Below are 24,071 nucleotides of genomic sequence, written 5' to 3'. Positions count from 1 at the left end.
CTCCGGCCGTACGATCACGGAGTGACCCCGCCGAGCCCGTCCCTTCCGGAGCGTCTCCAGCACGCACGCGCCGAGGTCTCCGTCCTCGCGGGCACGACTCCGGAGCGCCGCGTCCGGCCGCTGCGCGAGGCGACCGAACTCGTGGCTCGGGGCGACACCGCCGATCCCGCCGCCCTGCTCGATGCCGTCGACTCGCTGATCGGACTGGTGACCCGCGCCGAGGTGCAGCTCAGTACGGTCGAGCGCTCGGTGCGCGACGACCTGGACCGGGCCGCGACACTCTCCGACCTGCGCACCTCCGCGCAGCTCGCCTCCGCCGCCGACGTCGCGACCGCCTGCGCAACGGCGCAGTCCCTCCTCCTCGATGCCGACGAGGCCCGGTCGGCCGGCGCCCGCCACGATCCTGCCGCGCTGCTGGTCCTGCTGCTCGACGCCGACTCCGCCCTCGACGCCGTCGTGGCCGGCTACCGGAAGCCGCGCGCCCAGGCCGAGCGTCAGCTCCTCCTGCTCGATGCGGCGCGTACCGCGGCCCGGCTAGGCGCGGAGTCGGTGCTGCTCCTGGCCCGGGTCCACGGTGGTCGCGTGAGCGCGGCGCCGCGGATTCTGGCGGAGGAGACGCTCGCCCAGCTCGACGCCGTCGCTCGGCGCGCCGCAGCGGATCCGAGCGGGGCTCTGCTCGACGCCCGATCCGCGGCGGACCGCGCCTGCTCCGCGCTCGATGAGACGCTGATCGACCTGGACGGCGCGCCCCCGTCGCCGCGCCCCTCGGCCGTGCCAGGAGGCCTACCTGCCGCGTGAACGCGGGGGCGCCCGGCCCCGGCGCTCATGCCATAGTGAGATGCATGGCCTCCTTCCTCGTCGTCCCCCAGTGGCAGGGCTCGGCATCGACGCGCGCGATGCGCCTCGTCGACGGAGCTGAGGCGATCAGGGGCGATCTACCCTCCTCCGCCACCACCGCCCTCGAGGTGCCCACCGAGGCGGGCGACGCGCAGGACACCGGCGTCCGCCGCTACGCCTCGATCGCGACCGTCGCCGAGCGGGTGCGGGAGGCTCTCGCCGGTCGCACCGAGCCCGTGATCACGATCGGCGGCGACTGCGGCGTCGAGTTCGCGGCGATCGGGCACGCCGTCCGCACTGCTGCGGGCCCGGTCGCGCTGGTGTGGCTCGACGCGCATCCGGATGCACACACGCCCGACTCTTCCAGCAGCGGTGCGTTCTGCGGCATGGTCCTCGCGGCGGCGCTGGGCCGTGGCGTGGGCGTGCTGAGCGCCGGCGCCGACGAGCGGGTGGCAGACGAGAACGTCGTCCTCGCCGGAGTACGCTCCGCTGACGAGGGAGAGCTCGAGCCCCTGGTCGAGCGCGGCGCCGCGGTGATCGCCGCCGACGCCCTCGGCCCCGAGTCGTTGGTCGCTGCCGTCGAGGCCACGGGTGCCGCCTCCGTGTACGTGCACGTCGATCTGGATGTGCTCGACCCCGCTGATCTCGCCGGCCTGTTCGACCCGGTGCCCTTCGGAGTCCCCGCCTCCCGGCTCGTGGCGAGCCTGGACGCTCTGCGGGCCCGCTTCCCGCTCGCGGGCGCCGGAGTCACCTCCTTCGCTCCGTCCTCACCGGCCGCGGCCGAGGAAGACCTACCCACGATCCTCCGCCTGCTCGGCGCTCTGTCCCGCGGGGCCTGAGAGACGGCTGCCCATCGACGCGCAAGCCCCGGCGCGTGTCGGTGGCACCCGGCAAGATGGTCGGACGCGACCGAGCGGAGGAACGATGAGCGACGAGAGACCGCGCGTGCGCACGGAACACCGCGGGGCCGTGCTCGCGATCGTGCTCGACCGGCCGGAGAAGCGCAACGCCGCCGACCTGAGGCTGCTCGCCGAGCTGGCCGCCGCTTACGGCGAACTCGACCGCGATCCGCAGCTGCGGGCAGGCGTGCTCCTCGCCGAGGGCGAGCACTTCACGGCCGGGCTCGATCTCGCCGACATCGGACCACGCCTGGGCACCGGAGGGCTCGACTTCGTGCCAGAGGGTGGTCTCGACCCGTGGGGGCTGCGCACCCGCCCGGTGAGCAAGCCGGTCGTCGTCGGGCTCCAGGGCACCTGCCTCACTCTCGGCATCGAGCTCGCCCTCGCGAGCGATGTCGTCCTCGCCGAGCGGTCCACCCGATTCGGACAGATCGAGGTCACCCGCGGCATCCTGCCCTTCGGCGGAGCGACGCTGCGGTTCCCGCGTGCGGTCGGCTGGGGCGACGCGATGCGCTGGATCCTCACCGGCGACCTCTTCGACGCCGAGGAGGCCCACCGCATCGGCCTCGTGCAGGAGGTGGTCCCCGACGGCACCGTCGCTGACGCCGCCTCCGCCCTCGCGGCACGGATCGCCGCACAGGCGCCGCTCGCTGTGCAGGCGGCGCTTGCGAACGCACGGCTCGCGGTCTCCGCCTCCGACGCCGAGGCCGCTGCTGCACTCCCCGGTGCGCTCGCCCGTCTCGCCGCGTCCGAGGACGCCCGCATCGGCGCCGAGGCGTTCCTCCGCCGCACGAGTGCGGACTTCACCGGCCGATGAGCGAGGAAAGCACCGCCGTCACTGCGCCCGGCAGTTCCTCGCTGGACGCACAGCGGGCGCGGGCGGCGCAGCAGCTCGAGATCCGGCTCCGCTACGGCGACCAGGTGTGGGAGCTGCGCGAAGTCGACCACTTCGCCGTGTTCTCGCGCCGCAGTACCGCGCGCCGCGCCGGACGCGTTCTCGTGGCCTACGGCTATCAGATCGCTCTCTCACGGCTGCGCCTGCGTCAGGTCCTCGTCGCCAGCCACTACGCCGCGGTAGACGAGGAGTCGACCACCGCGTTCCTCCGCCAGGTGATCGACGCGGTCGAGAGCCACGGCGGGCGCTACGACGGTTGGCGCGCCGAGATCGTGCCGGCGCATTGAGCGCCGCGCATTCACCCATCGCGGGGCTGGAGGCCTCCGAGACCCTCAGGGAGACAGCATGAGTAGCACGACGACCGACGAGTTCGACGTCATCGTGATCGGAGCGGGCCCGGTCGGCGAGAACCTCGCGGACCGGGCGGTGCAGGGCGGGCTCACCGCCGCTGTCGTCGAGAGCGAGTTGGTGGGCGGCGAATGCTCCTACTGGGCGTGCATGCCCTCGAAGGCGCTGCTACGCCCGCCGATGGCCCTGCGTGCCGCACGCGATCTGCCCGGCGCCGCGGAGGCCGTCAGCGGAGGCGTCGACGTCGCCGCGCTCCTGGCTCGCCGCGACTCCTTCACCAGCCATTTCGACGACCACGGCCAGGTGCAGTGGCTCGAGGGGGCGGGCATCGAACTCGTCCGCGGGCACGGCCGCTTGAGTGGCGAGCGCGAGGTGACCGTCACCGGACCCGACGGCGAGGTGCGCGTGCTCCGCGCTCGCTCCGCCGTCGCTGTCGCGACCGGCACCACCGCCGTCGTCCCCGACATCCCGGGCCTGCGCGCCGCTTCCCCGTGGACGAGCCGCGAGGCCACCTCGGCCGAGGAGGTGCCGCCGCGACTCGTCGTGATCGGAGGCGGAGTCGTCGCCACCGAGATGGCGACGGCTTACGCGGGCATGGGCTCCTCCGTCACCCTGGTCGCGCGCAGCGGGCTCCTCGCGCCATTCGAGCCGTTCGCCGGCGAGCTCGTGGGCGATGCGCTCCGGGGACTCGGCGTCGACCTCCGCCTCGGCGACTCGCCCTCCTCGGTCGGACGCCGCTCCGACGGCACCGTCGCAGTGACCCTCGAAGGCGGTGACGTGATCGAGGCCGACCAGGTCCTCGCCGCGACCGGGCGCGCCCCGCACACCCGCGACATCGGCCTCGAGACGGTCGGGCTCGAGCCCGGCTCGTCGTTGACCGTCGACGACACGATGCTCGTGCTCGCCGCCGACGGCACTCCCCTCAGCGGCGACCGTCCGTGGCTCTACGGAGTCGGCGACGTCAACCGCCGCGCTCTACTCACCCACCAGGGCAAGTACCAGGCCCGCGCGGCCGGCGACGTGATCGTCGCCCGCAGCACGGGCGCGGAGGTGCAGGATGCACCCTGGGGTGCGCATGTCGCGACCGCCGACCACGAGGCCGTGCCGCAGGTCGTCTTCACCGACCCGGAGGTCGCCTCCATCGGCCTCACCGCCGAAGCGGCGGAGAAGGCCGGCTACCGTACCCGCGTCGTCGACTACGAGATCGGCTCCGTCGCCGGTGCCGCACTCGCCGCGGACGGCTACACGGGCACGGCGCGGATGGTCGTCGACGAGGACCGGAAGGTCGTGCTCGGTGTCACCTTCGTCGGCAAGGAGGTCGGCGAGCTGATCCACTCCGCGACCATCGCCGTGGTCGGTGAGGTGCCGCTCTCGCGCCTCTGGCACGCGGTGCCGTCCTACCCCACGATCAGCGAGGTCTGGCTTCGGCTGCTCGAAACCTACGGACGCGACAGCGCGTGAGCGCCCTCCGTCGGACCGTCGCGAACATCGCCCTGGACCCGGCGATCACTCGGCCGGGCTACCTCTTCGCCTGCGCGGTCGGGCTCGTCTGGGGCGCCCTGTGGAGCACGGGACCGATCCGGCGCAGCCACGGCCTCGTCGTCTTCACCGGGCTGCCCTCGTGGGCATTCGGCCGCGGCGGGTCCTGCGTCGGCACCAGTTACCTCACGGGGACGAATGTCTCCGAGCAGGTCCTCGAGCACGAGGCCGTGCACAAGGAGCAGTGGCAGCTGTATGGGATGTGGTTCCCGTTCGTGTACACCGTGGCGGGCCGTGATCCGCTGCGCAATCGATTCGAGATCGAGGCAGGCCTCGAGAAGGGCGGGTATCTCCGTGGTCACTGACATGACGGGGCGCGTCGTCGTCCTCACCGGTGCAAGCTCCGGCATCGGCCGGGTCGCGGCAGGGGCTCTGGCCTCAGCCGGCGCCCGGGTGGCGGTGGTCGGTCGCAATCCCGAGCGCACCCGCGCGGTCGCCACCGAGGTGGGCGGTGATCCCTTCCTCGCCGACTTCGACCGGCTCGACGACGTCCGCGCGCTGGCCGACGGGATACTCGACCGGTACGAGCGGATCGATGTGCTCGCGAACAATGCCGGCGGACTCGTCTCGCGCCGCGCCGAGACGGTCGATGGCCACGAGCGCACGGTCCAGAGCAACCATCTGGCGCCCTTCCTGCTCACTCGCTTGCTGCTCCCGCGAATGATCGAGACCTCGCGGGAGCGTGCGGGCGTGCGGATCGTGTCGACAGCGAGCCTGGCGAACCGCTTCGGCCGGCTGAAGCTCGACGACCTCGACAACCGTCGCGGCCCGTGGTTCGGCGGCTGGCGCGCCTACGGCACGTCGAAGCTGGTGACGATCCTGTTCATCCGGGAGCTGGCGGAGCGCCTGCTGACGACGTCGGTCGACGCGTACTCGTTTCACCCGGGCGTCGTCTCGACGGGGTTCGGCGCTGACAGCACGATGATGAAGCTGATGACCAGTCTCTCCGTCGGCTCCTTCGGCATCTCCGCCGAGGCGGGTGCGGTGCCCCTGATCACTCTCGCCTCCGAGCCCGACGTCGGCGCCGCCAGCGGCACCTACTTCGACCAGCTCACCCCTCACGGCTCCCTGAACCCTCAGGCCCGCGATCGCGCCCTCGCTCACGACCTGTGGACCCTCTCCAGCCGCCTGGTCGGTGTCTCCCCCACCCTTTAACTTCCCCGCGCCACCGCGCACCCGTGTCCAAGGACCTGGCCCTCCGCACGGCCTACTCGACCGCATGATCCCCCCGACCCGGTCGCGCCCCTGGCGCGCCGCCCCTCCCTCCGAGACCCCGGAGCGCCGCAGGGCGCCGTTCTGCAAGGCGGAGAAGGAAGCGATACCGGCGGTATCGCGCCCGCCGACAACGCCGCAGAACGGCGCCCTGCGGCGCTCCGGCTGTTTAGGATTCGGGGCGGCCGAGGCGCCAATAACCCATAAACGCCACCCGCTTCCGGTCGACTCCGAGTTCGGTGACCAGGCAGCGACGGATGAGCTTGACCGCGCCCGCTTCGCCGGCGATCCAGGCGTACAGACCCGGGTCGCTGCTCTCTTCGGGGACTTCCCAGAGGATCTCGTGGTCGACGTCGATGTCGCTGACGTCGACTCCGCGGTGGTGGGCGGTGAGGAAGCGGGTCGCCCAGGTGCGGACGGCGTCGCCGAGCGCTGCGCCGGGGGCCTCTGCCTCCGGGCGGATGATCCACGTCACGCGCATGCCGGCGGGGTGGTGGAGCGGGAGTCGGTCGAGTGCTGTGGGAACTTCGAGGAAAGCGGCTCCGGTGGCGGCGTCGTCGAGGCTCTCGAGGATCGCGGCGATGGCGGGGACGGCTGTCTCGTCTCCGGCCAGTAGGAGGGAGGTGGCGGCACCGGGGTGGAATTCGACTCCACCGCCGGGCAGGTCGGAGCGGCTGTCGGGCGCGATAATAACGATCTGGTCGCCGGCGCGGGCGGATTCCACCCAGGCCGAGGCGGGTCCGGTGTCGCCGTGCGCGGCGAAGTCAACGTCGACCTCGGCGAGGTCGGGGCGGACGGCACGGATCGTGTAGGTGCGGAGTGGGTTCCTGAGCTCGTCGGGGAGGGAACGCCAGCGGCCGTACCAGTCGGGGTCGAGCCTGTCGGGTCCGTCCGGGTCCGAGACGGAGGCGAGGAAGGCGGGGGCGTCGGATGCGGCGGTGGGGACGACAAGCTTGATCCGCTGGTCGGGGCCGGTGCAGCCGACCCGGTCGAGGTCGGCTCCGGTGAGGGTCACTCTGATGAAGTGCGGGGCGATCCGGGTCGCCGCGGCGACGGTCGCGAGGTACGGCCGGTAGGCCGGGCGGGTGGGGGCTGCGGTCGTCGGAGGCACCGCCTCAGTCTCGCACAGAAGGTAAGCCTTGCCTCACCCAGGAACGGACCCGGCGATTGATGATCACTGTCTGGCGTGCTCGGAGGAGGACTGCAGGCGCGCCTCAACGTCGGTCGCGAGCTGGGTGAGGACCGGGCCGTTCCCGCCGATCCAGGCGCAGAAGTCGTGCCGGTCGTCGGCCCAGGGGTAGTCGCCGTCGATGACCGACATCTCGCCGACCCACGCCCGCACCGCGCGGTCGAGTGCGACTCCGCGGCGACAGCGCTCACCCGTGCCGGGGGCGCCCGAGCGCTCGGAGCGGCCGAGCCAGGTCACGCAGACCCGACCGGGGGCCGAGAGCGGTGGCAGCCCGCGTGCATCATCGACCTCCACGAAGACCTGGCCGCGGGCGGTGGCGGGGAGCGTATCGAGAATTCTCTGAATCCACGGCACGACGGTCTCGTCACCCGCGATCAGGAACTGCTTCACGTCGACCGGCGCGGAGCCGTCGCGGTCCTCGAACATGCACATCGCCGTCAAGTATAGGCAAGGCTTACCTCAGCGACCAGAGCTGGATCCTGACCATCCGTCGGGAGCGGGAACTGCCGCGTCACCACTGCGGCGGGTGCCGCCGCTGCCAGCGCGCCTGCCGCTCAAGCTGCGCGCCGATCGCGAGCAGCGTCGACTCGCCGCCCGGCCGCCCGATCAGCTGGATTCCCAGTGGCAGCCCCTCCTCCGTCGCGCTCAGCGGCAGCGTGATCGCAGGGAGACCGCTCACATTCACGAACGACGTGTACGGCGTGTAGAGGCACTGCTGCTCGAAGTTGCGCTTGGGGTCCTCGAGGTCGTACCAGCCGACGGGGCGCGGGGTCATCGCCATCGACGGAGTCAGGACGGCATCGAACCCCGAGAACGCGGCGATCACCGCGCGCTCGTAGCCCGAGAGCCAGGAGGCGGCCTCGACGATGTCACGGGCGGAGCGGCGCCGCCCCTCCTCCACCAGCCAGCGGGTCAACGGCTCCAGGAGATCGAGGTCAGCACCCTCGACAGGCAGGGTCGCGGCTCCGCTCTGCCACAGCATCCGGAAGGCGGCCGGGTACTCGGCGCTCGGAGGCAGCGACGCCTCCTCGAGCCCGTGGCCGAGGGCGGCCAGCGCGGCGATCCCCTCGTCCAGAGCCGCGCGCGCCTCCGGGGCCAGGCGGATCTCGTAGGCGTCGTCCCACGGCGAATCGGTCAGCACGCCGATTTGGAAGCGGCCCTCCCCGCGCACCGCGGCGCCGAGGAAGGAGCCCTCGCCGTCCCCGGGAGCGCTGAGCGACCAGCGCTGCGGGAGGCGGCCGTTCTGCCGCTCCAGCATCCCCTCCAGCAGGAGGCCCGCGTCGGCGACGGAGCGAGTGATCGGCCCGGCGACGCTCAGACCGCCGACCCCGCCGATCCCCGAGAGCGCGGCGACGCGGCCCCGGGAGGGCTTCAGGCCCACGAGGCCGCACGCCGCGGCGGGAATGCGGATCGACCCGCCGCCGTCCGAGGCCGGAGCGAACGGGAGCAGCCCCGCCGCGACGGCGACCGCCGCGCCTCCGCTGGATCCGCCGGCACCCAGCCGCGTGTCCCACGGCGTGACGGCGGGCGGCCCGATCCGCGTCTCGGTGTAGGCAGGCATCCCGAACTCGGGCGCCGCGGTCTTACCGAGGCTGACCGCTCCCGCCGCGTCGAGCACCTCGACGATCTCGTCGGAGACGGTGGGGACGTGGTGCTCACGCAGGCGGGATCCGAAGGCCGTCCGCACTCCCGCGCGCCGCCAGAGGTCCTTATCGCCACTCGGGAGTCCCCAGAGCGGAGCCGTGCCGGGCGATGAGCCGAGCGCCGCGGCTCGCTCCCGGGCCCGGTCGGCGGTCACCGTGGCGAAAGCGCCGAGCTCGCCGTTCCAGCGCTCGATGCGGCCGAGATAGTGTTCGGCAAGCTCGACGGGAGTGATCTCGCCGCGCTGAAGCCAGTCCCACTGCTCCTGGGCGCTGAGGTGGTGGAGTTCGACCATGGAACGACCCTATTCCGCCGCTCCGGGGAGCCAGCGGAAGAGGGTCGTGGGGTCAGGCCGCGCGGCTGCCGCTCTCGCGCGCCTCCTCGAGGCCCTTGCGGGCGCCGTCGGGCACCACGGTGTCGCGATCCACGCGGGCGCCGGTCGCGATCACGGCCGAGCGTCCGATCCGGGAGTAGCTCCCGATCCGCGCCCCGGGTCCGATGATCGCCTCGGGTCCGACGTGCACGTTCGCACCGATGAAGGCGCTGTGCCCGATCATTGCGTCGCGGTCGACCCAGCTGCCTGCACCGATCCAGGCGCGCTCGCCCACGGTCGCACCGGGTTCCACGTAGGCGCCGGTCTCCACGTACGCGGTCGCCGAGACGCGCGAGCCGGGAGCGACCATGCCGCGTCCGTTCGCGTGGCGGCGGTAGACAATCTCCTCGTCGCTGCCGCGCCCCCCTCGACCCTTGTTCATCCCTGTTCCTGCCATCTGCCTTCGGCCCCTCCGAGCTGTTCGGTGGACGGGGCGCCGAGCCCCGTCCCGTCTTCGGGAGATAACAGCTGCGGGCATCGCCGCATTCCCCGTTCGGGGGGGGGCGCTGGCATGCGGAGGAGCGCGGCCGGCGGCCGCAGCACGCTGCTGGCAACGAGACGGGCCGGCCCGAGCGTGCGCGAGGTGTCACTCCACCGCGTCGGCGACCGCCGTGACGACCGCGCGGAACCGCTCCGGCGCCTCCCGGATGCGCCGCCGCAGAAGCACTCCGGTGAGCGCCGACGAGGCCGCCCCCGCGGCCAGCTCGCACTCGACCCGCGACCCCTCCTCGTCGGCGAGCACCCGCCACTGCTCGACCCCGAGCACGGGGAGGCGGCGCTCGAGCCCGCTCCCCCGGCGCTCGTACGCGCCATCGACGGCGAGGACGTCGGCGAGCGCGGCGAGCACCGGCGCTGGCTCGGCATGGAGGACGGAGGCGAGGGCGAGGAGGCTGCGCACGGCGGCAGTCTCGCACGCCCGGGCATCACGACCGGGCGTCGAGGACCCGCCGCAGCCAGTCGAACGACGCCTTCGGGACCCGGTCACGGCTGCGCGCGTCGACGGCGACGAGCCCGTGCGGCCGGCTGTACCCGTGCTGCCACTCGAACGCGTCGACCAGGGTCCACAGCTGCACGGCCTCCACCGGCAGTCCGTCGTGGACCGCCTCGGCCAGCGCCGCGAGGTGCGCACCCAGCCACCGGATCCGCTCCGTGTCGATGATCGCGCCCTCGCGGTCGGGCTCGTCCGGATAGCTCGCTCCCAGCGCGGTGACGACCAGCGGAGGGAGCGCCTCGCCGTGACGCTCGACGAGCGACCGCAGCACCGAGACCACTGCCCACGGCGCGACCGGCGAGCCGTCGCCCGTGCGGTCCAGCTCGGGCCAGGGCGCCGTGTGGAACGGCAGGGCGGGCGCTGCGCCGACTCCGGTCGGCAGTGCCGGATCGCGGCCCGCCACGATCCGCTGCGGCGGCAACGGCGCGACCGCGTAGAAATCGAGGGGAGCCGAGATACGGGCGAGGTCGAGCGGGTCGGCCTGGGCGAGGGCGCCGAGGAACGGCGGCAGCTCCTCCGGCCCGATGGGATAGGCGCCGGTCAGGACGGCGCCGCCGACCAGGCGATTCCGCAGAACGTCCGCGAGAGCCGCGAACGCGCGGTCTCGGTCGTCGTCGGAGGCGGCCTCCACCCGCGCGAGCGCGTCGACGAGGCCGATCCGCCCCGTCACCTCCGCAGCCCGCAGCGCCTCGAGGGCCACGCCGTGCCCGAGCAGCTGGTGGTGCAGCGCAGGGAGGGCGCTGAACAGCCGGCCGGCACCCGGAGCCTGGCGCGTGAGCGCGTAGCCCTCGAGCATCACGGTCGAGGGCTGATCGAGGGTGATCCAGTCGGCGACCCGATCGCCGAACCGTCCGCCCAGCTCGAAGGCCAGGTCGCCGAAGCGGAACGCGGTGTCGCGGTTCATCCAGCCGCCGCTGAGCGCCGAGGGAGTATCGCGGTGGTGCAGGGTGAGTGCGACCCGGATTCCCGCCCCGGCGAGCGCGTCGAGCAGGCGGTCGTAGAAGCCGAGCCCGCCGCGGTCGATGGGACCGCGTCCGTCGGGCTGCAGCCGCGGCCAGGAGACCGAGAGCCGCAGCTCGTCGACGCCGAGATCGACCAGCAGCGCGACATCCTCGCGCCAGCGCAGGAGGAAGTCGGTCGCGATCTCGGGAGTCGCCTCCTCGGCGATCGTCCCGCGCCGCAGGGCGAAGTCATCCCAGACCGAGCGGCCCCGACCACCGGTCTCGAGCGAGCCCTCCGTCTGGAAAGCGCTCTGCGCCACTCCGATCCGCAGACCCGGCGGCAGGAGCCGACCGAGTTCGCGCGGGTCGTCGAAGCGCACCGCCTCGGCGCGGACCTGCCGCCGATCGCGCCCGCGGGCCTCGTCTTCGCGCATTCCACTGTCCTCCGGATCTGGTCGCCGGGTATATTCTCGCGGAAGCGCTCTCCCCCGATTGCCCACACTCCCTCGTCCGGAGGAAAGGCCTCCTCCGAATGATGTACATCAGGGAACAGTGGTGCGGCGAGCTTGACAGCGCCGTCCCGCCCCCGTGCAATGGACGCATCGTGAAATCGGGCGTCGACAGGGCAGTACCGGGGGATTCACCGGTTGTGCCGGTACCCCGAGTCCGCCGATCCCCGTTGCGCACGGCCGCCCTCCTGCTGATCCTGCTCGCCTCCGTCTCCGGCCTCGCCGCGCCCACCGCGCAGGCGGCCGCTCTCGCGATCACGGCGCCCGCCTCGGGCGCAGTGCTGACCACGGGCAGCACCACCGTCACCGGTACGGCGACCGCGGGCAATCAGGTGCAGATCGGCCTCCGGGGCGGCGGCGACCCGCTGTGCATCACCACCGCAGGCTCCGACGGCACATGGAGCTGCACCGTGACCCTGAAGGACGGGCCGGCGACCCTCGTCGCGGTCGAGCTCCTGGCCGGTGGTGGAACCACCTCGGCCTCCGTCCCGATCGCTGTCCTCAGCGCCCCGGTTATCGAGTCGGTCGACGGCTCGGCAACCTCTGCGGGCTCTGTCCGTGGCACGGCGTACCCCGGCGCGAAAGTCGCGGCCGTCTCGAACGGCGGCGCCGCATGCCTGGCCACCGCCGACTCCAGCGGCGCATGGTTCTGCCAGCTCGCCCCCACCCCCGCGCCGGGCAGTTACCGCGTCACCGCGACGCAGACCGCCTCCTTCGCTGGCAGCGCCGCCTCTCCGGCAAGCGCGCCGGTGACCCTCGTCGTCGACACCGCGGCTCCTGTCGCTCCCACTCTGACCTCGCCGTCCAATGGCACCGTCCTGCCGCTCAGCGGTGCCTCCTACTCCGGGACCGGCGTCGACGGTACCCGCGCGTACGTGTACGTCGACCGGGTCAACACCTGCGACGCAGCGGTCAGCGCAGGCGCGTGGAGATGCACCGGAGGCACTATTGCCGCCGGCGCGCACCGCGTCTCGGTCATCGCGGGCGACAAAGCCGGCAACTACAGCCCGCCGAGCCCCTGGATCGACGTGACCTTCGCGGCCACGACGACGACCCCGACCCCGACGCCGACCGCGACGCCACCGGCCACGCCCGGGGCCTCGCCCGCAGCTCCCCCCGCGACCGCCGCTCCCGCGCCTGCTCCCGCTCCCGCGCCCAACAACGCCTCGCCGGACACTGCCCCCACTCCGACACGCCCCGGCGAAGCCGCACCCGCGCCGCAGAGCGAGCCCAGCAACCAGCCCACTCCCGCGCCGGCGCCCGCCCCCGACCAGGGCGACGGGACACCGCCCCGGGCGCCTGCGCCCGAGGTGGAGTCGGCTCCGGGTGGCTGGAGCTCCGCGACCGGGATGACCACCGCGCTGACCGCAGGCTCACCCGTCGTCACGATGGCCGACTGGATGCGCTCGCTTGCCCTCGCGCTGCTCTCGCTCGCGCTGGTCGTCGTGCCGGCCCGGCTCGCCGCCGCCGGACGCGCACCCCGCGCGAGACTCGGCTGGCAGCTCACCGGCCGCAACCGCGCTGCCGTCGAGTACGACGACAAGCCGGACGCCGCTCCGCTCTCGCCACGTCTGAAGGTCGTCGGGATGATCGGCTGCGCGGCCGGGCTCGTCCTGCTCTCGGGCCGGGTCGACGGCCAGCCCGCCTATCTGCGGCTGCTGATCGCCGTCATCGTCGCGGTCGCCGTCGTCAACGCGGTCGCCGGCGCGGTCCCGGCCCTGGTTGGCCGGCGACTCGGGCTGAACGAGGCTGGCGTCGTCGCCGCTCCGCGCTCCCTGCTGCTGGTCGCGGCGGCCGCCCTCGTCTCACGCTTCGCCGGGCTCGACCCCGCGTTCCTCTTCGGAGTGGTGATCGGACTCGTCCTCCCCGAGGGCGCGTCCGCTGTCGACCGGGCGAAGCTCTCCACTGTCCGCATCGTCTCGCTCCTGGGGCTCGCCGGGATCGCGTGGGGCGCCTCGGCCGTCGTCCCGCCCGATGGGTCCTTCGGCTCCGTGTTGGCAGCTGAGATTCTGAGCGCGACCACGCTGCTCTCGGTCGGCTCGGGCGTAGTGCTGCTGTTCCCGGTTGGGCGACCGGCCGGACGCAGCATCCTGCAGTGGTCGCCGCTGCTCTGGCTCGGTCTGACCCTTCTGGCGACGACCGTGCTGTTCGTGCTCCTCACCCCGACGATCGCGTCCTGGTCGACCGACGGCGGTGCTGGCCCGGTGCTCTTCGCCGTGGTCGCGTTCACCGCGGTGTGCACGTCGATCTGGGCCTGGCGGCGCTTCATCGAACCGGAGTAGCCGAGCGGCGCTTCGAGGCGGGCGGCGCGATCAACCGATCGCGACCGGCTGATCCAGATCGTCGTCGGGCAGCACGTCGGCCACGGCGCTGACGGTGATGTCGCGGAGAGTAGCGATGCCGCCGTACACGCCGAGGAACGCGGTATCGGCCGCGTCGCGCCCCGTCGCGATCCGGACCAGACTCGACCGCGGCGCGAGCGTCGTCGCATCCACCGCGCGCCACTGCCCGTCGACCCAGGCCTCGGCGACCGCATGGAAGTCCATCGGCTGCAACCCCGGCGCATACACGGCCGCGAGCCGGGCGGGCACGTCGAGCGCCCGCAGGAGCGCGACGACCAGGTGAGCGAAGTCGCGGCAGACTCCGCGGCGCGCGAGCAGCGTCCGCTCAGCACCGTCGGTCGGGAGGCTGGACCCCGGCACGTAGGCCAGCCGGGTGCCGACCCAGGAGCTCACCGCGTGCAGCAGGCCGGGTCCGGTGAGACCGGCGAACTCCGCTCGCGCCGTCGCCCACAGCACGTCCGACTCCGCGTATCGGCTCGGCCGCAGATAGCGCAGCCGATCCACCTCGTCACCCTCCAGTGGAGGGAGACGACCGCTGATCCGCGCGGAGTAGCCGACGATGAGATGCCCGACGGGAGCCTCGAGCACGTGCAACCGCGTTCCGTGCTGGTCGACGACCTCGCGCGCAGCGAGCGGCCGGCCGTCGACGCTCAGCGCCAGCGACTCCTGGGCGCCGTAGGCCTCGGCTACCGCGATCGAGAGGACGAGAGCGGCGGGCGCCGCGACGTCGAGGGTGAGGTGGGCCGAGACGTCGCGCTGCATGGGGGCTCTTCTCCGAGGGCGGGCGGATGGGGTGTCAGGCGCCCTGAGGCGGCGGGGTGGGCGCGGCGTCCGGCTCCTGCATGAGCTGCAGCCCGCCGGAGGAGTTCGCCGAAACGGTCAGCAGGTCGATCCAGGTGCGGTTGATCGAGGGGACGCGGCCGCCGAAGTACGTGAAGTAGAGGGGCACGGAGGGGTCGAGCCAAATGCTCGAACGGCCCTCACCGACCGCGGGGTCGTCGCGCCAGGAGAAGAAGAAGCTTTCGCGGCGGCGCAGTTTGTTGGCGATGACGATCTGGACGTGCGTGAGCGTACGGTCGTCGAACTCGATCTCGACTCCCGAGGCTCCGTAGAGCAGCTTCCCCATAGAGGCCTCCCGTCCGCCCGTCGCCGGGCGGCGCATAACGGTGCCCGCGGGCACGAGAAGCGGGGCTTTTCCTGGCGCCCGCCGTGGACCGGGCGAATCGTGGTCCGGACCCGCGTCCGAACGTGCAACTGCCTGGCGATGACTCTATGCGACGGGGGCGCGGGCGAACGACACACGGTTTCCGACGGCGTCTTCGGGCCGGCGGACGCGCCGGAACGATCCCGGCGCTGTCGGAGGTCGGACGTACGGTACCCGCATGATCGAATGTCTATTCTGCGGAGCCGACGCCACCGTTCTCGACCGTTCCGGCGGCCACGACATCGAGGAGGCGCTCGTTGTGCTCTGCGCCGACTGCACCCCGGATGAGATCACCGCGTCCCTCGAGGCCGCCCTGCTCGAGCCCGCCCGCCGCAGCACTCACGCCCGCGCCGCATGAAGGGGTCACGCACCCGGAGGCGTCACACAGAGTGCCCCCACTGGGACTCGAACCCAGACTGAGACGATTTTAAGTCGTCTGCCTCTGCCGATTGGGCTATGGGGGCGACCACCGGGAGGAGCGATCCTCCCGGCGGCGGTGTCAGGACTTTGCGGGCTCTCCGCCGACCGGCACCGGAGCGCCGACCTGGCCGGGGATCTGCGCCGGAGCCTGCGCGGCCGACACCTCGGCGGCGGGGGCCGCCGGGCGCGGACGCGACGCGTAGGTCTCGAAGGAGCCGCGAGGGTACTCCCGGGCCTCGATCGAGGCGATGTCGCGGCCCAGCCAGAGGTTGTTCCACCAGCCCCAGACCACGCGGAACTTGCGCTCCCAGGAGGGCATCGCGAGGCCGTGGTAGCCGCGGTGCATGACCCAGGCGGGGAAGCCCTTGATCGCGATCTTGCCGGACTGGAAGACGCCGATCCCGATGCCCAGGCCCGCGACGGCTCCCGCGTTCTTGTGGATGTAGTCGACCGGCTCCTCGCCGCGGAGCACCGCGGTGATGTTCTTCGCCATGAGCTTGCCCTGGCGGACGGCGTGCTGCGCGTTGGGCACGCAGAAGCCGCCGACGCCGCCGCCGGTGAGGTCGGGGACGGCTGTCGCGTCGCCGGCTCCCCAGGCACCCTCGACGAGCACGTCGTCGTGACCGACGCGGAGGTCGGCGCGCACGCGGAGGCGGCCGCGCTCCTCGATCGGCAGGTCGGAGTTCTTGATCGACGGGTTCGCCATCACGCCCGCGGTCCAGATGATCAGGTCCGACTCGAAGCTCTCGCCGGTCGAGAGCTGGATGACGCCGTTCTCGGCCGACTTCAGCTGCGTGTCCAGGTGCACCGTAGCACCGCGCTCGTCGAGGTTCTTCAGCACCCAGTGGCTGGTCTCGAGGGCGACCTCGGGCATGATCCGTCCCATCGCCTCGATGAGGTGGAACTGGGTCTCCTCGAAGTCGATCTCGGGGTAGCGCTTGAGCAGCGCACTCGCGAAGGAGCGCAGCTCGGCGAAGACCTCGATGCCCGCGAAACCTCCGCCGACGACCGTGACGGTCAGCAGGCGCGAGCGCTCCGGGCCGGCCGGCAGCGACGCGGCCTTATCGAAGTTGGTGAGCATACGATCGCGGATCGCTGTCGCCTCCTCGATCGTCTTCAGTCCGATCGCGGTGTCGGCGACGCCCGGAATCGGGAAGGTGCGCGAGACGGAGCCGGCGGTGACGACGATCTGGTCGTACTCGAACTCGTAGGGCTCGCCGACCGTCGGAGTGATGGTCGCGGTGCGGTTCGCGTGGTCGATCTTCGTCACCTTGGCGGCGAGGATCGCGGTCTTCTTGAGGTGACGGCGCAGAGAGACGATCGCGTGTCGGGGCTCGATGGACCCCGCGGCGACCTCGGGGAGGAAGGGCAGGTACGCCATGTACGGCAGCGGGTCGACGATCGTGACCTCTGCCTCGTGCGGGCGGAGCTGCTTCTCGAGCTTCCACGCGGTGTAGAAGCCGGCGTAGCCGCCTCCGACGATCAGGATTTTGGGCACGGTTGACTCTCCAAGAGGGATGGACAATGCGAACACCCTCACGCAACGCGAAGTGCCCGCTCTCGATGCGGTGGGCAGCACTGACCCCGACGGGGGATCAGCTTAGCGAAGAGCGCGCCGGTGGTGCGCCTCCGCGGCTCCGACAGGAGCGGCTACCTGTCGAGCGGTCTGCAGGAGCAGCGCTCGGGAGACCAGTCAGCGCGGGCCAGGGCCAGGTCGCCGATCGGATTGACGCCGGGCCCGGCCGCGAGGGCGTGCGCCGTGAGGGCATGGAGGCACTTCACCCGCGAGGGCATGCCGCCGGAGGAGATGCCCGCGATCTCGGGTACGGAACCCACGCTCTCGCGGTCGGCCAGGAACGCCCGGTGCGCGGCGGCGTAGGCCTCGCGCAGCTCCTCGTCCTCGGCCAGCATCGCGGTGTATTCGACCATCACCTGCGTCGCCTCGAGCTGCGAGATCGCGGCCGTCGCGGCCGGGTGCGTCAGGTAGTAGAAGGTGGGGAACGGGGTGCCGTCGGACAGGCGCGGGCTCGTGGAGACCACCGTCGGGTCGCCGCAGACGCACCGGGCGCTGATCCCGACCACGTCGCGAGCCGGGCGGCCCAGCTGGGCGGAGACGACCGCGATATCGCGCTCGGACGGAGGATCGAAGGGGGGCGTGGTCACGGGGGCTCCAGAGGACGGACGGCCGGGAGGACGCTCCAGTGTACGCGGGGGCGGGCGGCGGCATCGGGGCTGCAAGCCCCGCGCTACGGAGCCGGGGCCAGCTCGTCGGCGGTCGGCTCGCCCAGGCCCGAGACCGCGATCGAGGAGAGCAGGGAGCCCGCCCAGTCGCTCGGCGTCTCCTGCACAGTGTCGCTCGCGGGCTGCTGCGCCTGCTGGGCGAGCGTCACGTCATCCAGCACGAGGTAGCTGACCTCGCCGGGCATAACGAAGTAGAGCCGCTCGCTGGCCTGGGCGCGGATGAAGGCCGGGTCGGACCAGCGGGTGCGCTGCTCGTCGAGGTTCTGCGCCTGCGTCTTGGCTGCGTCGACCGAGCGCTGCAGCTCGGCGATCTCGGCGCGCTGCTCGACGAAGTTCTTGATGCTCGGAGCGAGCACCACCACCGCGAGGATCATGATCCCCATCACCAGCAGGGTGAAGCCGGAGCCGCGGACGCCGGCGATCCACGCCGACGAGGGCGGAGCGGGCGGCTGCTTCGGGCGCGGAGCCCGCGAAGGCCGCGGAGCCCGCGGAGCGGAGGCGGTGCGCGGCTTCCCCGCCGCCGTCGTCCTGCCTGCCGGGCGCGCCGCTGCGGCGGGATCCGTCCGGGCGGCGGGCGCAGGAGCCGGCCGCCGCGGCGCGCTGCCGGGGGCCGAGGGGCGGCGGGGCTGACGGGCCATGTGCAGGTGCCTCCTCGGTCGGGGGGGGGGAAGTGGAGCGGCCCCGGCGTCCGCACCGAGGTGGGAGGCTCCGGGGCCGCTCCGGCGTGCCGAGACTACGCGGAGAAGCGCGGGAACGCGGAGCGACCCGCGTAGGTCGCCGCGCCTCCCAGGATCTCCTCGATGCGCAGCAGCTGGTTGTACTTCGCGACGCGGTCCGAGCGGGCCGGGGCGCCGGTCTTGATCTGGCCGCCGTCCACCGCGACTGCGAGGTCGGCGATGGTGGTGTCCTCGGTCTCACCGGAGCGGTGCGAGAGGATCGCGGTCATGCCGTTGCGCTGCGCGAGGGCCACGGCGTCGAGCGTCTCGGTGAGCGTGCCGATCTGGTTCACCTTGACCAGGATCGAGTTACCCGCCTTCTCGGCGATGCCGCGGGCCAGACGCACCGGGTTAGTGACGTAGAGGTCATCGCCGACGAGCTGCACCTTGTCGCCGATGGACGCGGTGAGGTGGGTCCAGCCGGCCCAGTCGTCCTCGTCCAGCGGGTCCTCGATCGAGACCAGCGGGTAATTGGCGACGAGGTCGGCGTAGTAGGCGGAGAGCTCCTCGGCCGAGAGCTTCTTGCCCTCGAACGTGTAGGCGCCGTCCTCGTAGAACTCCGAGGAGGCGACGTCGAGCGCGAGTCCGATGTCCTTCCCGGGGGTGAACCCGGCGGCCTCGACGGCCTTGAGGATGAAGTCGAGCGCCTCGCGGTTGGTGGGCAGGTCGGGGGCGAAGCCGCCCTCGTCGCCGAGGCCGGTGGCGAAGCCGGCCTTCTTCAGCTGCGCCTTGAGAGCGTGATAGATCTCGACGCCCCAGCGCAGGCCCTCCGAGAAGGACTCGGCGCCCAGCGGGACGGCCATGAACTCCTGGATATCGACGCCGGTGTCGGCGTGTGCGCCTCCGTTGATGATGTTCATCAGCGGCACGGGCAGGGTGTGCGCATTCGGGCCGCCGACGTAGCGGAACAGGTCGAGATCCGATGACTGCGCGGCGGCCTTGGCCACGGCGAGGCTGACGCCGAGGATCGCGTTCGCACCCAGGCGGGACTTGTTCTCGGTGCCGTCGAGCTCGATCAGCTCGGCGTCGACGAGGCGCTGATCCGTGGCGTCGAAGCCCTCGATGGCCGGGCCGATCTCGTCGATCACGGCGTCGACGGCCTTCTGCACGCCCTTGCCGAGGTAGCGGTCGGAGTCGCCGTCGCGCAGCTCGTACGCCTCGAACGCACCGGTGGAGGCGCCGGACGGGACGGCCGCTCGCGAGGACGCGCCGTCCTCGAGCAGGACCTCGACCTCGACCGTGGGATTGCCACGGGAGTCCAGAATTTCTCGGGCGACGACTGCCTCGATAAGGGCCACAACTATCTCCTCTTGACGGGTGGGCTCCCGGAGACGGGAGCGGTCGGAAAGGAGTCTACTGACCGCCTTCGAACCGCAGGAGACCGGTGCCGGTCATAGACTCCCAGGGCCCGATCGCCGGACGGCCCGGGCGCACCCGCCGACCCGGAGGTTCCCTGTGACCACGACCGCCGCCGACCACGTCGACCGTCTCACCGCCGTCGTCCCGGACTTCCCCAGCCCGGGCATCCTGTTCCGCGACCTGACCCCGGTCTTCGGCGACGGAGAGGCTCTGCGGTCCGTGGCCGATGCGCTGATCGCGCCCTACCGGGGCCGGATCGACGCGATCGCCGGAGTGGAGGCGCGCGGCTTCCTCCTCGCCGCGGCGGCCGCCTACTCCGCGGGGCTCGGCGTCGTGACCATCCGCAAGCCCGGCAAGCTGCCGCGTGCGGTGCTGCGGGAGCAGGCGACGCTCGAGTACGGCGAGACGGTGCTCGAAGTGCACGAGGACGCGGCGCCCCGGGGCTCGCGCCTGCTGCTCGTCGATGACGTGCTGGCCACCGGAGGCACGCTCGACGCGAGCCGCCGCCTGATCGAGCGTGCCGGCTGGAGCCTCGAGGGGATCGCGGTGGTGATGGAGCTCGACGGGCTCGGCGGCCGCGAGGTGCTGGCCGGCCACCGCATCGACGCGATCGTCACCGTCTGACCCGACCCCGTCCCTCCGCTCCCCCTCCCCCTCAGTTCAGGGCGAGGGACATCCGGGAGAGGACGAAGCTCTCGAGCACCTGCACGATCATGTAGAGCACGAGCGAGACGCCGGTCACGAGCACGACCGCCGACCAGACGTCCGCGAAGCGGGCCTGCGCCGACCAGGCGTTGATCGCCCCGCCGATGCCCGAGCCGGTCGAGAGCCACTCGGCCAGGAGCGCCCCGGTGATCGCGCCGGGCACCGAGATGCGGATCGCGGCGAAGAGTGAGGGCAGCGAGCCGGGGATCGCGACCTTGCGGATCGCGGTGAGGGTGCTGCCGCCGTAGACCGCGACCACGTCGAGCATCTGCGGTGAGGCGTTGTTCAGGCCGAAGGCGATGGTCACCAGCGCGGGGAACAGCACGACGATGCCACCGATGACGGCCACGGAGGCGAGGGAGCCGGTCCCGAAGACCAGGATGATCAAGGGCGCCATCGCGATCAGCGGCACCGAGCGCAGCAGCATCGCGAACGGCATCAGTGCGTGCTCGATGCCCTTGGACAGGCGGAACAGGATCGCGCCGAGGATCGCCACGACCAGGCCCGCGGTGAAGCCGATCAGCGCGTCTCCCATCGTGACAGCGAAGAGGCCGCCGAGCTCGGCGCGGTGCTCGGCCGCCTTCACGTCGGTGACCACGTGCTTCCAGACGTCCCACGGGCCCTTCACCACATAGGGCGAGACCCCACTGAAGAGGACAACGGCGATCCAGATCGCGAGCACGATCACAAGCGTCGACAGGGCCACCAGCAGGCTTCTGCGCAGGCGCTTCAGCGTCGCGCCGAGGGCGGCCGCGCGCAGCTGCCGCCGCAACTCGTCGACCGCGAGGATCGACGCCGCCGTGGGCTGCTCGGTGCGGTCGGGGACGGTGGTGGTCATGGTCATGCCCGCTTTCCGGAGGACCAGGGCGCGACGAGGCGCCCGATCCCGCCGACGATGCCGTAGCCCAGGAGCGCGACGCCCGCGCAGAGGAGGAAGAGCGCCCAGACGCGCGGCGAGTTCAGCGAGACCTGCGCCGCGACCAGGATCGGGCCCACACCCGTCTCGATCTTGCCGAAGTACTCGCCGAGGATCGCACCGAGGAAGGCCGCAGGCACCGCGATCTGCAGCGCCGACAGAATGGCGGGCAGGGCCGCGATCAGGCGGACCTTGCGCAGCTGGGTGAAGCGCGAGCCTCCGTAGACCGTGACGACGTCCAGCGCCGCCCTGTCGGCCGCCTTGAGACCGAGCAAGCTGCCGACGACCGTGGTGAAGAACACGGAGAGACCGGCCAGGAAGATCGCGGTCGGGCTGGCCTTGCCGGGAGCGTCCGCCCCGCCGAGGATCAGCAGCACGATCGCGCCGATGGCCACGATCGGCACGCAGTAGGTGATGACCGCGAGCTGCGAGACGACCCCCTCCAGCCAGGGCAGGACCAGGACGAGCGCCGAGAGCACGAGCGCGATCAGGTTGCCCCAGACGTAGCCGACGGCGGCCTCGCCGATCGTGACAGAGAAGTTGCGCCAGTAGAAGCCGGCGCCGTCCTCGATCGCGGTCTGCACGACCTGCACAGGAGTGGGCACGGGCGCGTAGGTCGCGGTGCCGGTGGGCGCGGTGACGAGCGCCACGATCCACCAGACGGCGACGATTACAGCCACGCCGATCAGCCCGGTGAGCCACGGAGGGAGGGACAGAGTGCGCCGCGAGGCGGCGGGGAGCATGGTGGCCACGGTGGTCCTACTGGTCGTCCGCGGCCGCGCCGCCGTCGCCGAACAGCAGCTCCGACGCCTGGTCCACGTAGGCGTGGAACTCGGGGGTGCGCTGCATCTCTGGCGTGCGCGGGCGGGGCAGGTCGATGTCGATGATCTCCTTCACCCGGCCGGGGCGAGGGCTCATCACGGCGACGCGGTCGGAGAGGAAGATCGCCTCCGAGATGCCGTGCGTGACGAGGAGCGTCGTCGCCGGCTTCTCGGTCCAGATCCGCAGCAGCTCGAGGTTGAGCTTTTGCCGCGTCATGTCGTCGAGCGCGCCGAACGGCTCGTCGAGCAGCAGGACCTCGGGCTTGAGGATGAGGCAGCGCGCGATCGACACGCGCTGGCGCATGCCTCCCGAGAGCTGCGCAGGCTTGGCCTTCTCGAAGCCGCGCAGACCCACGAGGTCAATGAGTTCGTCGATGTACGCCTGATCGACCGGCTTACCCGCGATCTCGAACGGCAGCCGGATGTTCGCCGTCACGCTGCGCCACGGCAGGAGCGCGTGGTCCTGGAAGGCGATACCCAGCTTGTTGGCGCGGCGCAACTCCTGCGGGGTGCGGCCATCGACCCGGATGGTCCCGGACGTCGGCTCCTCCAAACCCGCCAGGATGCGCAGGATCGTCGACTTGCCACAGCCCGAGGGGCCCAGGAGGGCGAGGAAGCTGCCCTGGTCGGTGTGCAGATCCGTGTCCTGCAGCGCCGCGACGCTGCGCGAGCCCATCCGGAACGTCTTCGACAGGCCGTGGATCTGGATGCCGGTGCCGCCAATACCCTGATCGCGCAGGGTGCCGGTGTCGGTCGTGTCGGTCACGAATGGTGCCCTTCGGGGATCAGGGTCACGCTGCATACTTCAGCAGGTCGGGGTTCGCCTCGTAGACCTCGGCGAGGAGGGTCAGGTCGAAGAGTGCCTCGGCTGTGACGTCGATCCCGGCACCCGCCAGGGACGCGATGGTCTCGGACTGGAGCGTCTCGGAGATGGTGAACAGGCCGTTCGAGGCCGTCTCGTCCGAGACGACCAGCTGCTGTGCCTGAATGGTGGCGCCCTTCTTGGAGGACTCCGCCGTGAGGCCGAGGTCCTTGCCGTAGGTGTCGACGGCGAGCATCGCGCCCGCCTCCGGGTCGTTCACCGCGTCGGTCCACCCTTTGATCTCGGCGACAAGAAACGCCTTGAGAGCATTGCGCTTCTCGGCAATCGCCTGCTCCGACACCGAGAAGGTCTCGGCGACGAAGGGGAGGCCGTTGTCGGCGAAGGGCAGGTTGACGACCTCGTAGCCCTCGGCCGCGACGGTGATCGCTTCGTTGGTCAGGTAGGCGATGAAGCCGTCGACCGTGCCGTTGATGAGGACCGAGGGGTCGTACTCGACGGGGACGACCGTGAGGTCGGACTCGGCGAGGCCGTTCGCGGCGAGCAACGCCTGGAACAGCGAGGTGTTCGAGGCCTGCACGCCGATCTTCTTCCCGGCCAGATCGGCCGGAGTGGCGATGTTGCCGGCAGTCGTGATCGAGAGGACCGTGAAGGGATTCTTCTGATACGTCGCGCCGATGATCTTCAGCGGTGCCTCCTGCTGCGCGATCGCGGTGCCGATCGAGACCGCGTCGCTCAGCGCGACGTCGGCTCGGCCCGAGAGCAGTTCGGCGACGCCGGTCGAGGGACCGGGCGTGAGCGTCACTCCCGAGAGGCCGGCCTCGGTGAAGTAGCCCTTCGAGTCGGCGAAGAATTCGCCCGCGAACTCCTCGTTCTTGATCCAGGACAGCTGGACCTTGAGGGTGCCGAGATCGCCTCCGGTGGCGGCCGAAGCACCGGAAGCGTCGGAAGCGCAGGACGCGAGGACGGACGCACCGCTGATCGCGAGGCCGGCGACGCCCGCCATCCGGAGGACGCTGCGACGGTCGACAGGGCGGTGGGAGCGGAGGGGCGACAGGGTCAAGGGGACTCCTCGGGTGGGGATCGTCAGGGCTGCTGCGGTGCGGTGCGCGGGATCGCTGCGGGGTGCCGGTGCAGGCGCGCCAAGCCGCGC

27 protein-coding genes and 1 tRNA gene are annotated in these 24,071 nt (G+C 71.9%); 11 read left to right on the top strand and 17 right to left on the bottom strand.

Going from position 1 to position 24,071, the window contains the following annotated elements:
• The first annotated feature begins 21 nt into the window (after positions 1-21).
• The 7 genes from A6122_RS04325 (at position 22) to A6122_RS04295 (ending at position 5,673) form a co-directional block, all read left to right on the top strand.
• Positions 22-798, top strand: coding sequence for a hypothetical protein (locus tag A6122_RS04325; RefSeq protein WP_068252014.1), 777 nt, complete (start codon positions 22-24; stop codon positions 796-798).
• A 44-nt stretch (positions 799-842) separates the two neighbouring features.
• On the top strand, positions 843-1,676 hold the full coding sequence (locus A6122_RS04320; protein WP_068252011.1) for an arginase family protein: 834 nt from the start codon (positions 843-845) through the stop codon (positions 1,674-1,676).
• Between the two features lie 85 nt (positions 1,677-1,761).
• The gene (locus tag A6122_RS04315) at positions 1,762-2,553 is read left to right on the top strand and encodes a crotonase/enoyl-CoA hydratase family protein (RefSeq protein WP_068252008.1); all 792 of its coding nucleotides are present in this window, start codon (positions 1,762-1,764) and stop codon (positions 2,551-2,553) included.
• Positions 2,550-2,918, top strand: coding sequence for a ribonuclease E inhibitor RraB (locus A6122_RS04310; RefSeq protein ID WP_068252005.1), 369 nt, complete (start codon positions 2,550-2,552; stop codon positions 2,916-2,918). The genes A6122_RS04315 and A6122_RS04310 overlap by 4 nt, the downstream gene beginning before the upstream one ends.
• Positions 2,919-2,976: 58 nt before the next feature.
• Positions 2,977-4,440, top strand: coding sequence for a dihydrolipoyl dehydrogenase family protein (locus A6122_RS04305; RefSeq protein ID WP_068252002.1), 1,464 nt, complete (start codon positions 2,977-2,979; stop codon positions 4,438-4,440).
• The gene (locus A6122_RS04300) at positions 4,437-4,823 is read left to right on the top strand and encodes a Fe-S oxidoreductase (protein ID WP_068252001.1); all 387 of its coding nucleotides are present in this window, start codon (positions 4,437-4,439) and stop codon (positions 4,821-4,823) included. The genes A6122_RS04305 and A6122_RS04300 overlap by 4 nt, the downstream gene beginning before the upstream one ends.
• On the top strand, positions 4,813-5,673 hold the full coding sequence (locus tag A6122_RS04295; RefSeq protein ID WP_237358232.1) for an SDR family NAD(P)-dependent oxidoreductase: 861 nt from the start codon (positions 4,813-4,815) through the stop codon (positions 5,671-5,673). The genes A6122_RS04300 and A6122_RS04295 overlap by 11 nt, the downstream gene beginning before the upstream one ends.
• Before the next feature lie 226 nt (positions 5,674-5,899).
• On the opposite strand, the gene A6122_RS04290 is transcribed toward A6122_RS04295, so the two are convergent.
• The 6 genes from A6122_RS04290 to A6122_RS04265 form a co-directional block, all read right to left on the bottom strand.
• Entirely contained in the window at positions 5,900-6,841 is a 942-nt protein-coding gene (locus tag A6122_RS04290) for a siderophore-interacting protein (RefSeq protein WP_068251993.1), read from the bottom strand.
• A 63-nt stretch (positions 6,842-6,904) separates the two neighbouring features.
• Positions 6,905-7,345, bottom strand: coding sequence for an SIP domain-containing protein (locus A6122_RS04285; RefSeq protein WP_068251989.1), 441 nt, complete (start codon positions 7,343-7,345; stop codon positions 6,905-6,907).
• 85 nt (positions 7,346-7,430) lie between these two features.
• Positions 7,431-8,855: an amidase gene (locus A6122_RS04280; RefSeq protein ID WP_068251986.1), complete on the bottom strand. Its 1,425-nt coding sequence runs from the start codon at positions 8,853-8,855 to the stop codon at positions 7,431-7,433.
• A gap of 52 nt (positions 8,856-8,907) precedes the next feature.
• Positions 8,908-9,315, bottom strand: coding sequence for a hypothetical protein (locus A6122_RS04275; protein ID WP_068251984.1), 408 nt, complete (start codon positions 9,313-9,315; stop codon positions 8,908-8,910).
• A gap of 204 nt (positions 9,316-9,519) precedes the next feature.
• A complete protein-coding gene (locus A6122_RS04270) occupies positions 9,520-9,831 on the bottom strand; it encodes a hypothetical protein (RefSeq protein ID WP_068251979.1) in 312 nt (103 codons plus the stop codon).
• Positions 9,832-9,856: 25 nt separating this feature from the next.
• A complete protein-coding gene (locus tag A6122_RS04265) occupies positions 9,857-11,299 on the bottom strand; it encodes a glycoside hydrolase family 1 protein (protein WP_084415815.1) in 1,443 nt (480 codons plus the stop codon).
• A gap of 215 nt (positions 11,300-11,514) precedes the next feature.
• Here A6122_RS04265 and A6122_RS04260 point away from each other — a divergent pair, with 215 nt between their 5' ends.
• Entirely contained in the window at positions 11,515-13,656 is a 2,142-nt protein-coding gene (locus tag A6122_RS04260; protein ID WP_146085097.1) for an Ig-like domain-containing protein, read from the top strand.
• Positions 13,657-13,686: 30 nt separating this feature from the next.
• Here the strand turns inward: A6122_RS04260 and A6122_RS04255 are convergent, their stop codons facing one another.
• Together A6122_RS04255 and A6122_RS04250 are read right to left on the bottom strand one after the other, a co-directional pair.
• Positions 13,687-14,478, bottom strand: a complete 792-nt coding sequence (locus tag A6122_RS04255) for a transglutaminase-like domain-containing protein (protein ID WP_068251977.1) — start codon at positions 14,476-14,478, stop codon at positions 13,687-13,689.
• A gap of 34 nt (positions 14,479-14,512) precedes the next feature.
• Positions 14,513-14,842, bottom strand: coding sequence for a DUF7882 family protein (locus tag A6122_RS04250; protein WP_068251976.1), 330 nt, complete (start codon positions 14,840-14,842; stop codon positions 14,513-14,515).
• A gap of 256 nt (positions 14,843-15,098) precedes the next feature.
• On the opposite strand from A6122_RS04250, the gene A6122_RS04245 reads away from it, so the two are divergent.
• Positions 15,099-15,278 (top strand): hypothetical protein, encoded by a 180-nt coding sequence (locus A6122_RS04245; protein WP_068251972.1) that lies wholly within the window; start codon positions 15,099-15,101, stop codon positions 15,276-15,278.
• A gap of 32 nt (positions 15,279-15,310) precedes the next feature.
• Here the strand turns inward: A6122_RS04245 and A6122_RS04240 are convergent.
• From A6122_RS04240 to A6122_RS16950, 4 genes are all read right to left on the bottom strand, one after another.
• A tRNA-Leu gene (locus A6122_RS04240) sits at positions 15,311-15,384 on the bottom strand.
• Positions 15,385-15,419: 35 nt separating this feature from the next.
• The gene (locus A6122_RS04235; RefSeq protein WP_068251969.1) at positions 15,420-16,838 is read right to left on the bottom strand and encodes an NAD(P)/FAD-dependent oxidoreductase; all 1,419 of its coding nucleotides are present in this window, start codon (positions 16,836-16,838) and stop codon (positions 15,420-15,422) included.
• Positions 16,839-16,990: 152 nt separating this feature from the next.
• Entirely contained in the window at positions 16,991-17,503 is a 513-nt protein-coding gene (locus A6122_RS04230; RefSeq protein WP_068251966.1) for a DUF501 domain-containing protein, read from the bottom strand.
• Positions 17,504-17,586: 83 nt separating this feature from the next.
• Positions 17,587-17,964, bottom strand: a complete 378-nt coding sequence (locus A6122_RS16950) for an FtsB family cell division protein (protein WP_068257011.1) — start codon at positions 17,962-17,964, stop codon at positions 17,587-17,589.
• On the opposite strand from A6122_RS16950, the gene A6122_RS16945 reads away from it, so the two are divergent.
• Positions 17,954-18,211, top strand: coding sequence for a hypothetical protein (locus A6122_RS16945; RefSeq protein ID WP_167542343.1), 258 nt, complete (start codon positions 17,954-17,956; stop codon positions 18,209-18,211). The two genes, A6122_RS16950 and A6122_RS16945, sit on opposite strands and share 11 nt — an antisense overlap.
• Positions 18,212-18,314: 103 nt before the next feature.
• On the opposite strand, the gene eno is transcribed toward A6122_RS16945, so the two are convergent.
• The gene (gene eno, locus A6122_RS04215; protein WP_068251959.1) at positions 18,315-19,595 is read right to left on the bottom strand and encodes a phosphopyruvate hydratase; all 1,281 of its coding nucleotides are present in this window, start codon (positions 19,593-19,595) and stop codon (positions 18,315-18,317) included.
• 157 nt (positions 19,596-19,752) lie between these two features.
• On the opposite strand from eno, the gene A6122_RS04210 reads away from it, so the two are divergent.
• Positions 19,753-20,280 carry an adenine phosphoribosyltransferase gene (locus A6122_RS04210; protein WP_068251956.1) on the top strand — a complete coding sequence of 176 codons (528 nt, stop codon included), beginning with the start codon at positions 19,753-19,755 and terminating at the stop codon, positions 20,278-20,280.
• A gap of 31 nt (positions 20,281-20,311) precedes the next feature.
• Here A6122_RS04210 and A6122_RS04205 read toward each other — a convergent pair whose 3' ends face one another.
• The 4 genes from A6122_RS04205 to A6122_RS04190 form a co-directional block, all read right to left on the bottom strand.
• Positions 20,312-21,199, bottom strand: coding sequence for an ABC transporter permease (locus tag A6122_RS04205; RefSeq protein ID WP_208855048.1), 888 nt, complete (start codon positions 21,197-21,199; stop codon positions 20,312-20,314).
• 2 nt (positions 21,200-21,201) lie between these two features.
• Positions 21,202-22,020, bottom strand: coding sequence for an ABC transporter permease (locus A6122_RS04200; protein ID WP_068257008.1), 819 nt, complete (start codon positions 22,018-22,020; stop codon positions 21,202-21,204).
• 16 nt (positions 22,021-22,036) lie between these two features.
• A complete protein-coding gene (locus A6122_RS04195) occupies positions 22,037-22,774 on the bottom strand; it encodes an ABC transporter ATP-binding protein (protein WP_237358260.1) in 738 nt (245 codons plus the stop codon).
• 115 nt (positions 22,775-22,889) lie between these two features.
• Positions 22,890-23,981: an ABC transporter substrate-binding protein gene (locus A6122_RS04190; RefSeq protein WP_208855047.1), complete on the bottom strand. Its 1,092-nt coding sequence runs from the start codon at positions 23,979-23,981 to the stop codon at positions 22,890-22,892.
• Positions 23,982-24,071 lie beyond the last annotated feature (90 nt).

Origin of the sequence: Rathayibacter tritici, from assembly GCF_001641005.1 — a bacterium.
GTDB lineage: Bacteria > Actinomycetota > Actinomycetes > Actinomycetales > Microbacteriaceae > Rathayibacter > Rathayibacter tritici.
The sequence above is the reverse complement of the archived record's forward strand: the minus strand, read 5'-3'. Positions and strand labels throughout refer to the sequence as shown.

Bases quoted from the DNA above. Each gene is read 5' to 3' on its own strand.
- A6122_RS04320 (WP_068252011.1), top strand. From the start codon at position 843: ATGGCCTCCTTCCTCGTCGTCCCCCAGTGGCAGGGCTCGGCATCGACG.
- A6122_RS04315 (WP_068252008.1), top strand. From the start codon at position 1,762: ATGAGCGACGAGAGACCGCGCGTGCGCACGGAACACCGCGGGGCCGTG.
- A6122_RS04310 (WP_068252005.1), top strand. From the start codon at position 2,550: ATGAGCGAGGAAAGCACCGCCGTCACTGCGCCCGGCAGTTCCTCGCTG.
- A6122_RS04305 (WP_068252002.1), top strand. From the start codon at position 2,977: ATGAGTAGCACGACGACCGACGAGTTCGACGTCATCGTGATCGGAGCG.
- A6122_RS04285 (WP_068251989.1), bottom strand. From the start codon at position 7,345: ATGTTCGAGGACCGCGACGGCTCCGCGCCGGTCGACGTGAAGCAGTTC.
- A6122_RS04280 (WP_068251986.1), bottom strand. From the start codon at position 8,855: ATGGTCGAACTCCACCACCTCAGCGCCCAGGAGCAGTGGGACTGGCTT.
- A6122_RS04275 (WP_068251984.1), bottom strand. From the start codon at position 9,315: ATGAACAAGGGTCGAGGGGGGCGCGGCAGCGACGAGGAGATTGTCTAC.
- A6122_RS04265 (WP_084415815.1), bottom strand. From the start codon at position 11,299: ATGCGCGAAGACGAGGCCCGCGGGCGCGATCGGCGGCAGGTCCGCGCC.
- A6122_RS04255 (WP_068251977.1), bottom strand. From the start codon at position 14,478: ATGCAGCGCGACGTCTCGGCCCACCTCACCCTCGACGTCGCGGCGCCC.
- A6122_RS04250 (WP_068251976.1), bottom strand. From the start codon at position 14,842: ATGGGGAAGCTGCTCTACGGAGCCTCGGGAGTCGAGATCGAGTTCGAC.
- A6122_RS04245 (WP_068251972.1), top strand. From the start codon at position 15,099: ATGATCGAATGTCTATTCTGCGGAGCCGACGCCACCGTTCTCGACCGT.
- A6122_RS16945 (WP_167542343.1), top strand. From the start codon at position 17,954: ATGATCCCCATCACCAGCAGGGTGAAGCCGGAGCCGCGGACGCCGGCG.
- A6122_RS16950 (WP_068257011.1), bottom strand. From the start codon at position 17,964: ATGGGGATCATGATCCTCGCGGTGGTGGTGCTCGCTCCGAGCATCAAG.
- A6122_RS04205 (WP_208855048.1), bottom strand. From the start codon at position 21,199: ATGACCACCACCGTCCCCGACCGCACCGAGCAGCCCACGGCGGCGTCG.
- A6122_RS04200 (WP_068257008.1), bottom strand. From the start codon at position 22,020: ATGCTCCCCGCCGCCTCGCGGCGCACTCTGTCCCTCCCTCCGTGGCTC.
- A6122_RS04195 (WP_237358260.1), bottom strand. From the start codon at position 22,774: ATGGGCTCGCGCAGCGTCGCGGCGCTGCAGGACACGGATCTGCACACC.